The organism is Mesorhizobium sp. M7A.F.Ca.CA.004.12.1.1 (genome assembly GCF_003997835.1).
GTDB lineage: Bacteria > Pseudomonadota > Alphaproteobacteria > Rhizobiales > Rhizobiaceae > Mesorhizobium.
In genome coordinates this window covers 1-6,817 of sequence record NZ_RZRK01000299.1, presented here as the reverse complement: position 1 = coordinate 6,817, position 6,817 = coordinate 1, and the positions used below count along the sequence as shown (strand labels likewise).

Sequence of the window (6,817 nt, the reverse complement as noted above, 5' to 3'; positions counted from 1 at the left end):
GATCTTCTTGATGGCATTGGCCATGTTCTCCACGGCGATGGTGACGAACCCTTCGGCGACAGTCTCGGGCGACCGCCCATCGCCGATTTCGGCGGCGAGTGCCGCAAATTTTGCTCGCACCGTCTCGACGTCGAGCGGCTCGTCCTGGCCGGGTCCAAAAATCGCCGGGAAGAAATCGGGCTGCAGCTTGCCAAGCATGACGTTGGCGTCGGTGACGGCGAGCGGGCCGCCGCGCCGGTAGGCTGCCGGGCCGGGATTGGCGCCAGCCGAATCCGGTCCGGCCCGGAAGCGGCCGGCCTCGTAATGCAGGATCGAGCCGCCGCCGGCGGCGACGGTATGAATGCGCATCATCGGCGCGCGGATGCGCACGCCGGCGACCTCGGTGTCGAAGGCGCGTTCGTATTCGCCGTCATAGTGGGCGACATCGGTGGAGGTGCCGCCCATATCGAAGCCGATGACCTTGTCGAAGCCGGCGAGCCTGGCTGTCTCGACCATGCCGACGACGCCGCCGGCCGGTCCTGACAGCAGCGCATCCTTGCCCTGGAACATGTCGGCGGCGGTGAGACCGCCCGACGACATCATGAACATGAGGCGAGGGCTTTCCCTCCCTCTCGAGGGGAGGATGGCGGCAAAGGCGCCGGGTGGGGTCGGATCGACCGGGCTCGACGTCGTGGCGGTGCCTTCCGAGAGGACCCCCTCTGCCCGCTTTGCCGACTGCCCTTCGCTATGGCTTCGGGCGGTCGTCGCTGAAAAAGCCAAATCGCTGGCTTTTTCTCGGCCTTCGGCCCATCGCTCCTCACCCCCCTCGAGGGGGGAGAGGACGCCGAGCTCTTGGCCAACCCTTTGCACATAGCGGGACAGGATCGGCGACAGGTAGGCATCGACCACCGCGGTGTCGCCGCGGCCGACCAGCTTGATCAGCGGCGAGACCTCATGGCTGACGGAGACTTGGGCGAAACCAAGTTTGCGGCAGACTTTTGCCACCGCCTTCTCGTGGTCGGGGTATTTCCAGGCGTGCATGAAGACGATGGCGACCGCATCGATGCCATCGGCCCTGGCCTGTTCGATCGCCGGCCGGCAGGCGGCGATGTCGAGCAATTGTTCGACGCAGCCATCGGCGCGCACACGCTCGTTGATTTCGATGACCCGCTCGTAGAGCTGTTCGGGAAGGATGATCTCCTTGGCGAAGATGTCCGGACGCGCCTGATAGGCGATCTTCAGCGCATCACGAAAGCCCTTGGTGATGAGCAAAAGCACGCGGTCGCCCTTGCGCTCCAGCAGCGCATTGGTTGCAACCGTGGTGCCCATCTTGATGTCGCCGATCAGGCCGCTCGGGATCGTGTCGCCGGCCGACAAGCCAAGAAGGTCGCGAATGCCCTGGATGGCAGCATCGTTGTAGGCTTCGGGATTTTCGGAGAGAAGCTTGCGCGGGTGCAGCCCGCCTTCCGGATCTCGGCCGATGATATCGGTGAATGTGCCGCCGCGGTCGATCCAGAAATCCCATTTTGCGGTCATGACAGCCCCTGGCGCTTTTACGTTCAATCGGTGGTTCGGCACATGCTGTTAGTTCGCCACGGCCTGAGCGGCAATCGCAAATGAACCAGACGATGTTACATGTCGAAACGCAACGTTACGAAACTCATGGCCGTCTGACGCATTTGTCCTTCGACCGCTCACGGCAACGTGAGCGTGTGTTGAAGGAGAGACAAATGAAAAAGCTCATTCTCGCGTCCGTTTCCGCTCTGGCCTTGCTTGGCGTCGCCGCCTGCAGTGACAGCGGTACGGACAATACCACCACCCAGAGCACCAATCCGCCGGCCGCCGAGGAACCGATGAAGCCGGCTACTCCGGAAGCCACGCCGCCGGCCGCGACGCCTCCGGCAACGGATAATTCTACCACGAAGAGCATCACACCCGAGAAGCCTGCCGAGCCGGCTCCGGCAACACCAGCTCCTGCGCCCGCGCAGTAGTGAGCAAGCAGTACTTCGTGTGATGAATGAGAAAGGCCGGCTCGCGCTGGCCTTTTTCATATTGTCCGAGCGCCGTGGCGTTCGAGTCCGATCGATTTGTCGCGCAAAGCCTGCGGCACTGTCCCGGCTTGATAGGAGCGGGCGGTGGCTCTAAGAAGCAGGCCATGTCCATTTGGGATCGCCTCGGCGAATTCATCACCCGCGTTTCATCCTCAGCCTCGTCGGGTGTCGCCGACGTGGTCGAGGCCGTGCGCACGGTTTTCGCCGGCGATGCGGATTTGCGCCGGCGTGTCGCCTTTTCGGTGGCGATGATCGCGCTGTCGGCCAAGATGGCCAAGGCCGATGGTATCGTCACCCAGGACGAGGTGCGCGCCTTCCAGGAAATATTCGAAGTGCCGCCGAAGGAGACGCGCAATGTGGCGCGTCTGTTCGATCTCGCCCAGCGCGACGTGGCCGGTTTCGAGACCTATGCAGAGCGGATGGCGCAGATGTGCGGTTCCGGGCATTCCAATTGTGTGATGCTGGAAGACATACTCGACGGTCTGTTCCACATCGCCAAGGCCGACGGGCTGGTGCACGAGCGCGAAGGCCACTTCCTGCACCGCATCGCCGAGATTTTCCGCATCGACGAAGCGCATTACGAGACCATCATGGCGCGACATGTCAACCTGGGCGCCGGGGATCCTTATGTCGTGCTTGGCATCGAGCGCGGCAAGCCGTTCGAAGAGGTCAGGAAGCGCTATCGCAAGCTGGTTTCCGACAATCATCCGGACCGGCTGATCGCGCGCGGCCTGCCTCAGGAATTCATCAAGATCGCGACCACCAGGGTGGCGGCGATCAACGTTGCCTACGAGATGATCGAGCGGGGCCTGCGCCACGCATGAGCGGCTTTCTGCCCGACGAGCCACGTGCCGAAGTCAGGGTATCGCCGAATTTCGGCCCGCGGCGCGAGACGCCCAGGCCTGACATGATCGTGCTGCACTACACCGGTATGGCGACCGGCGCCGGGGCCGAGGCCTGGCTTTGCGACCCGGCCAGCGAGGTCTCGTCACATTATCTCGTCCACGAGAATGGCCATATCGTGCAGATGGTCAGGGAAAGCGACCGCGCTTGGCATGCCGGCAAGAGTTCGTGGTTCGGACGGGCCGACATCAATTCCTGTTCGGTCGGCATCGAGATCGTCAATCCAGGGCATTCGCTGGGCTATCCCGGTTTTCCCCGGCGGCAGATCGATGCGGTGATCGCGCTGTGCCGTGGGATCGCCGGTCGGCATTCGATCGCCGCCGAGCGGGTACTCGCGCATTCTGATGTTGCGCCGGGGCGCAAGATCGATCCCGGCGAGAAGTTTCCGTGGCGGACGCTGTTCGAGGCCGGTGTTGGCCATCTCGTGGCGGCCGCGCCCGTCAGGCGAGGCGCCACTCTGACAACCGGCGATACCGGCGGCGACGTCGAAGCGTTGCAGTCGATGCTGGCCCTCTACGGCTATGGCGTTGAAATATCGGGCATTTTCGACCGGCAGACGGAGGCGGTGGTCGAGGCCTTCCAGCGTCATTTCCGGCCGCGCAAGGTGGACGGCGTTGCCGACGGCTCGACGCTGCGGACGCTGCAAAGGCTGCTTGCTTCCATGAGGCGCTGACCCCCGGGAGAGCCTCTCCCAAGCAATTCTTTCCAATCCTTAAGTTACAAGCTGTCACTCAAAGTGACTTGCCTGGCCTTGTTTGACACCAATTCGGGCGTCAAACGGCTGACGTGTAGATGTCGGACCCCAAGCCCCCCGGGTTGTTCCGACGTTGGTTAGGCGTTGCTGCGTGAACATCTTCGCGCGGTTCAGACAGAACAGGATCACATGCAGAAATTTACCGTTTTAACGGCAGCTCTTGCTGCCGGCGTAATGACTTTTGCCTTCAGTGCCGCAGATGCCGCGCCCCTCAGCCCGCGAGCCGATCAAGGGCCTGTCGTGGCATCCGCGAAAAGCGGCAAGGCCCCACAGGCCAGAAGCGGCAAGGCAGGCCACGACGCCAAGGCGACGAAGCGGGCTTCCGCGAAAATGGAAAAAGCAAGCTGGTCCAAGCCGAAGAAGTCCGCCAGAAAGCAGACGAAGCGTGGCCGAAAAACCGTCGACATGACGGCAACGGCGTCGATCGGTGTCCGGAACGCGGCAGCCTCGGCGGCCGCGGTGGCCAGCAGCGGTCAGTATTCCGCTATCGTTGCCCGCTATGCGGCGATCGAAGGCGTTCCGGTATCGCTCGCCTCGGCGGTTATCCAGATCGAAAGCAACTACCGGCCCAACATCGTTGGCGGCGCCGGCGAGATCGGCTTGATGCAGATCAAGCCGGCCACGGCTCGGATGATGGGCTATAGCGGCTCCGCCAAGGGCCTGTTCGATCCCGACACCAACATCAAATACGGCATGAAATACCTTGCCAGGGCGCGGAGCCTCGGCGGCGGCACGACCTGCGGCACCATTCTGAAATACAATGCCGGCCACGCCGCAACGCGGATGAACCCGGTGTCGGCCGCCTATTGCGGCAAGGTCAAGGTGCAGATGGCTGCGCTGGGATCGCCCGCATAAGTCTGCTTTTTCGTTTGCGTTTTCGGGCGCGAACCCCTTTATACGCTCTGCCAGCTGGCTGGGCGGCCGCACCCGCAAACGCCGAAAGGTCGTGGGTGAGGAAAGTCCGGGCTCCATGGAAACACGGTGCCGGTTAATGGCCGGCGGGGGCGACCCCAGGGAAAGTGCCACAGAAAGCAAACCGCCACGATCCGGCTTGCCGGATTCGGGGTAAGGGTGAAAGGGTGGGGTAAGAGCCCACCGCGCGACTGGCAACAGGAGCGGCACGGTAAACCCCACCGGGAGCAAGACCGAATAGGGACGGTGCGAGGGGAAACCCTCGAGGGCTGTTTCCGGCTCACCGTCCGGGTAGGTTGCGTGAGGCGCATGGCAACATGCGCCCAAGATGAATGGCCGCCACGTTCTCGCCCCGCAAGGGGCGGGGGCCATACAGAACCCGGCTTACAGGCCAGCTGGCAATTTCTCTCCCCCGATATCAAGAGAAGTCTCTTGAATTCAGCAGGTTGCGCCCTCGGGCGCGCCTGTTGATTCAAGCCTGCCCGGCCGTTCATCCGTGCGAGCGAGAGTCGGCCATTGCTTGAAACCGGTGCGATTAAATCGTACCATGATCGGGAAATGGTATCGGGAGCCTCTCATGGGACAGGTCGACAAACGCAGCATCACGCTGTCGCCGGAACTGGCGCAGGCGGTGGATGATGTCGTCGCCGCCGGCGAATATGCCTCCGCCAGCGAAGTGATCCGCGATGCGCTGCGGCAATGGAAGGATCGGCGCGATCTCTTCGGCTATACGCTCGATGAGTTGCGCAAGCTGGTGCAGGAAGGGATAGACAGCGGGCCGGGACGATTTGCGTCGATGGATGAAATCAAGGCCGAGGCGCGGAGGCGCTTGCGATCTGACGACGCAGCATGAATTCGCTATTCATCGCCCGGAACGCGCGCGCAGAAGACGATTTGATCGCGATCTGGCTTCATGTTGCACGCGATAGCGAGGTCGCAGCGGATAGGTTGCTCGATCGCATCGAGGCACGGTGGCAGCAACTGGAGACCTATCCCTTCTCCGGCGCGCCGCGCGATGACATCGCGCCCGGCGTCCGTCATCTGCTCGTTGGCGACTATCTCACCTTGTATCGTGTAGGTGACGACGCGATCGAGATCATTCGTGTACTGCACGGCTATCGCAACATAGAAGCCGACGATCTCGGCCCGTGATCGGTCCGGTTAGCCGCCGATCTTGTCCAGCGACGTCTCGATTGCCTTCCAGAGCTCTTCCACCGGCTCGCAGCCGACCGAGAGGCGAACGAAGCCGGCGGCAACGGCATCGCCTCGCTTCAAGCGCCGCTCGGCGGAGGTGTGGACGCCGCCGAAGGATGTCGCGGCCTGCATCAAGGCGCAATTGTTGATGAAATCCTCGGCCTTGTCCTCCGAGGCGAGCTCGAAAGAGATCAGAAAGCCGAAGCGCTCCATCTGGGCACGGGCAAGGTTGTGCGACGGATCGCCTTCCAGTCCGGGATAACGCAGGCCGCTGATTGCCCGGTGGCCCTGCAGCCGCCGCGCGATGACTTCCGCCGAGGAACACATGCGATCGAAGCGCACATCCAGTGTCTCCAGGCCGCGATGCACCAGCCAGGCTTCGAATGGTCCGGGAATGCTGCCGGAAACTTCGCGCCAGCCGGTCACGGCGGCGATGATCTCGGCATTGCGGCTGGCGACATGGCCGAACAGCACATCTGAATGGCCGTTGGGTGCCTTGGTGTCGGCGGCAACGACGATATCGGCGCCATGGTCGAGCGGCCGCTGGCCGAAGGGTGTCATGGTCGTGTTGTCGACCACAAGGATCGCGCCGGCTTTGTGAACAGCATCGGCAACGGCGGCGATATCGCAGATATCCAACCCCGGATTGGCAGGGGTTTCGACAAAGGCGAGGCGATAGCCATCGAAGCCGCCGTCGAGGAAGGTCGAGGTAGGCCTGACATCGTAGGCGATGCCGAGCGGCTTGAGGAAGCGATCGGCCAGCGCTCTTGTCGTGTGGTAGCCGTCCGATGGCAGCAGGATACGGTCGCCAGTCTTGAGCACGGCAAAAAACGCCGCCGAGATTGCCGCCATTCCTGAAGGGAAGGCGACGCAAGGCGCGTCCTCCAGATGGGCCAGCATATGTTCGACCGCGTCCCAGGTCGGGTTGCTGAATCGCCCGTACTGGTTGAAACCGGTGGCGTCGCCGGGCGCATGAAAGATGGCGGCCATGGTCAGTGGCAGGGGAATGGAATCGCCCATGGCA

8 protein-coding genes and 1 other RNA gene are annotated in these 6,817 nt (G+C 62.9%); 7 read left to right on the top strand and 2 right to left on the bottom strand.

The window, feature by feature from the left end; translation table 11 throughout:
- Window positions 1-1,515: hydantoinase/oxoprolinase family protein (locus tag EN984_RS17060; RefSeq protein WP_164765502.1), on the bottom strand; the 1,515-nt coding region annotated here is incomplete at its 3' end.
- Window positions 1,516-1,709: 194 nt separating this feature from the next.
- Here EN984_RS17060 and EN984_RS17055 point away from each other — a divergent pair.
- The 7 genes from EN984_RS17055 (at window position 1,710) to EN984_RS17025 (ending at window position 5,751) form a co-directional block, all read left to right on the top strand.
- Window positions 1,710-1,970: a hypothetical protein gene (locus EN984_RS17055; RefSeq protein ID WP_081734943.1), complete on the top strand. Its 261-nt coding sequence runs from the start codon at window positions 1,710-1,712 to the stop codon at window positions 1,968-1,970.
- A gap of 164 nt (window positions 1,971-2,134) precedes the next feature.
- Complete coding sequence (locus tag EN984_RS17050) at window positions 2,135-2,854, top strand: DnaJ family molecular chaperone (RefSeq protein WP_127268668.1); 720 nt, start codon at window positions 2,135-2,137, stop codon at window positions 2,852-2,854.
- On the top strand, window positions 2,851-3,606 hold the full coding sequence (locus EN984_RS17045) for an N-acetylmuramoyl-L-alanine amidase (protein ID WP_127268667.1): 756 nt from the start codon (window positions 2,851-2,853) through the stop codon (window positions 3,604-3,606). The genes EN984_RS17050 and EN984_RS17045 overlap by 4 nt, the downstream gene beginning before the upstream one ends.
- A 210-nt stretch (window positions 3,607-3,816) precedes the next feature.
- On the top strand, window positions 3,817-4,542 hold the full coding sequence (locus EN984_RS17040; protein ID WP_127383842.1) for a lytic transglycosylase domain-containing protein: 726 nt from the start codon (window positions 3,817-3,819) through the stop codon (window positions 4,540-4,542).
- Window positions 4,543-4,592: 50 nt separating this feature from the next.
- An RNA gene (rnpB, locus tag EN984_RS17035) (RNase P RNA component class A) lies at window positions 4,593-5,002 on the top strand.
- A gap of 174 nt (window positions 5,003-5,176) precedes the next feature.
- Window positions 5,177-5,452 (top strand): type II toxin-antitoxin system ParD family antitoxin, encoded by a 276-nt coding sequence (locus EN984_RS17030; RefSeq protein ID WP_027034949.1) that lies wholly within the window; start codon window positions 5,177-5,179, stop codon window positions 5,450-5,452.
- Window positions 5,449-5,751, top strand: a complete 303-nt coding sequence (locus tag EN984_RS17025) for a type II toxin-antitoxin system RelE/ParE family toxin (RefSeq protein ID WP_127271465.1) — start codon at window positions 5,449-5,451, stop codon at window positions 5,749-5,751. The genes EN984_RS17030 and EN984_RS17025 overlap by 4 nt, the downstream gene beginning before the upstream one ends.
- Window positions 5,752-5,760: 9 nt before the next feature.
- Here the strand turns inward: EN984_RS17025 and EN984_RS17020 are convergent.
- Window positions 5,761-6,817, bottom strand: a 1,057-nt coding sequence (locus EN984_RS17020; protein ID WP_127383841.1) for a cystathionine gamma-lyase, incomplete at its 5' end; no start/stop codon positions are given.